Source organism: Lactobacillus nasalidis, from assembly GCF_016587775.1.
Taxonomy (GTDB): Bacteria; Bacillota; Bacilli; order Lactobacillales; family Lactobacillaceae; genus Lactobacillus; species Lactobacillus nasalidis.
This window is the reverse complement of sequence record NZ_BOCG01000684.1, coordinates 1-2,925: the sequence shown is the minus strand read 5'-3', so window position 1 is coordinate 2,925 and position 2,925 is coordinate 1. Positions and strand designations below refer to the sequence as shown.

Below are 2,925 nucleotides of genomic sequence, written 5' to 3'. Positions count from 1 at the left end.
GCAGCTGACCCAAGGGGGGCGGGAATTTCTGACCCGGCAGATTTACCAGGGCTGGCTGGAGCAAGACGAAGGCGCCCGTAGCCGCTACCTGCTGGCCGCCAGCGGCCTGGCCGACCGGATCGTGCAGACGCCGCTGAAGAACTTCAGGGAAGCAACGCGCCTGGGCCAGGTGCGCCACAACCAGGCCGGCGTCGCCTTCAAGCAGACGGCCAAGCTGCTCCGCTTCAAGACCGGAATTGAGAAAAAGGAGCTGACCGCGGCCAAGCTGCTGGCTGATGAGGACTTGAGCAGCCGCCTGAGCCAGATCGTCTTTGACCAAGGCGGCGAAAACGGGGAAGCAATCGTGTTGCCCGATGAAAAGGCCCATTACCCGCGCCCGCTTTATTTGCAGGACCCGGTGACCGGGACAATTCTGGAGAAGCCGGCAATCGATTCTTATCAAGAAGAGCCGGTAGCGGTCGAAAAGCCAAGCCGGCAAGACGTCTCGGCAATTTTTGACATCATCCGCTTTTACCGGGACCGCAAGCAGGACAACGAATCGCAGGCGGCTTTTTCCTTCTTGATGTACGTGCTGGAAAGCGGCAGCATCTGGAAGATCCGCCAGGCCATCGACGAGCGAAACGGCATCGTGGAAGACGTGCCGATCGTGGCCGGTCTGGTGGGCCAGGGCGAAACGGGCAAGTCCACCCTGCTCAAGATTGCTTCCAACTTAACGATCGGCAACACCAAGGAGATCGTCCAGGCCAGCTCGGAAGACAAGCTCTTTGGCATGACGGCTGCCGTCAGAAAGAAGCTTCTGGCCGGCAAGAGCCTGAGCAAGCAGGACCGGGTCAGCGCCTACAGCTCCAACCCTAAAGTCATCAACAAGAACATCTGGAACTTTACTGACCACTACATGGACGAAGAGCAGGTGATCACGCCAATCTGCATCGATGACCCGGAAGTTTCCCTGTTTTCGTCAAGCGCGGCCCAGAGCTTTTTGAAAAAGCGCAGCAACCGCCATGGGGAGAAGCTGACAGTAGAACCGGTGGCCATCTTCAGCATGAACAGCAAGGGCAAGGACATCGAACTGCTGACCGAGGTCGGCCGGCGCGGCTACGTGATCAGTCAGGGCAACCAGTTCCGCAAGAAGACGGATGCCGACATCCACTTTTTCGAATACCTGGACGGCAATACCGACAACCACGGCCACTGGCTCAACAACACGCTTTTCCTGTACCTGACCCGGCAGATTGACCGCTGGCTGGAAAAGATGGATGACGAGGACTATCTCAAGCTCAAGCGGGACTTCCTCTACCCGGTCAAGCACGCCTTCTGGCAGCTGGTTGAGGAATACGGGCTGGTGAACACGGAAACCAAGTACTACTTCAACATGAAGAACTACAACATCGTTGAAGACCTGGGCCGGCGCAACTGGAGCATTCTGCTGCATGACGAGGCAACCCTGCGGGAAATCACCTTTACCCGGGAGAGTCCGGAATGCATGATTCCGGCCCGTGTCTTCCCCAACAAGGGAAGCGACATCAACCGCTACTTCGCCTACCTGCCGGCTTCAGCTGAAATCTGCAAGACTTTTGACAGCCAAGGACTGAGCGTCAACATGGCCAACATGGACCTGTGGCAGGGCAACCATCTGCTGGTTGAGCGCTATGAAAAGGAAACCGGGATCGCGGCCGAGCGCTTTGAAATGGAAAAGGCCCGGGCGGCAGCCGAGGTTCAAGGGCAGAGAATGGGCGAAAACATTACCCCGTATCTGAAGAAGAACGCGGAAATGATGGACCGGATGATGAAGGTCACCGAGCAGAATGCCCAGCTCTTGGCCGAAAAAGAGGCCCAGGCAGAGAAGCAGCAGCAGGCTGAGGCTGAGAAAAAGGAACAGGCCGACCAGATTCAAAAGCTGCAAGACGAACTGGCCCAGGCCAAAGAAGCCGCCGAAGCGGCCAAGAGCGAGGAAAAGAAGCCGCGGGGCTTTTTTGACCGCTTTTTCAAATAGAATTTCAGAAGAAAGAAGAAGGACATGACTGACACGCAAAGCATGATCGCCGTTCAAGAAAGAGACAACACGGTTTCCAGCATGATCGTGGACCATGATGGCGAGCTGGAGGCAGCTGGCCGGATTCTGGCCGACAACTACCAGGATTACGACCAGGTCCTGGCCCTGGTCAATTTGGGCGATTTGAAGGAGCTGGGGCCTGATCTGGAAACGACTGTGGCTTATTTCAGAGACGAACATGAGGACCAGCTGGTCGTTGAAAATTATCCCGACACCGAAGTTTTCGACCGGGCAACTGAAGACCAGGACGGTTACCTGGCTTGCTGCTATTTGTACTGCAAGTATGAAGGGGAATTTCAGTGGCTGGTCAGAAACTTGACCGCCGACAGCAAGCGTTTCAAGCCTCTCAAGGAAATGCTGGCGCGCTAGGAAAAGAGGGAGCGGGATGACGGAACTGGCTCAGCTGCAGGCAGCTGATTTGAAAAGGATTTTGGATGAAAAGCGCCGCGCCCGTTGGCAGATCATCTTCGGGGCGCTTTTGACGGACACGGCGGCGCAAAATGCTGGGGAAACAAACCGGCAGAACATGAAGACCTTGATCAAGCTGAAGGCCTACCAGGCCAAGCTGATCCGCCAGTACGACGACGACATCAAGCTGCTGCAAGACGAGTTCGCGGACCGGAAGCTGCCGGTGCCCCAGCAGGCTTTGTCTTGGCAGAAGACCTATTTCTGGCCGCTGGCAAGCACGCCGCTGGCTGAGTGCCTGACGCTGGAACAGTGGAGCCGGAAATTGGCTTTGCCGCTGGCCGCATTGGCGCACGCGATCGTCTTCATGGGTGTCAGCGTGCGGGCCTACAATCTGCAGGCCAATGCCCTTTACGATCCGGCCGACTTGGCTTTTGTCAAGAAGCTGCCGGCCGGCAGCCTGGCGG

General features: G+C 57.0%; 3 protein-coding genes. All 3 read left to right on the top strand.

From position 1 onward, the window contains the following. Positions 1-1,993: Aq_aa27 family P-loop NTPase (locus lacNas_RS13030; protein ID WP_201346936.1), on the top strand; the 1,993-nt coding region annotated here is incomplete at its 5' end. 24 nt (positions 1,994-2,017) lie between these two features. Continuing rightward, the gene (locus lacNas_RS13025; protein ID WP_201331615.1) at positions 2,018-2,422 is read left to right on the top strand and encodes a hypothetical protein; all 405 of its coding nucleotides are present in this window, start codon (positions 2,018-2,020) and stop codon (positions 2,420-2,422) included. A gap of 16 nt (positions 2,423-2,438) precedes the next feature. Then, positions 2,439-2,925: hypothetical protein (locus tag lacNas_RS13020; protein ID WP_201346935.1), on the top strand; the 487-nt coding region annotated here is incomplete at its 3' end.

Excerpts from the sequence above, each read along its gene's own strand:
- lacNas_RS13025 (WP_201331615.1), top strand. The coding sequence starts at position 2,018 with ATGACTGACACGCAAAGCATGATCGCCGTTCAAGAAAGAGACAACACG.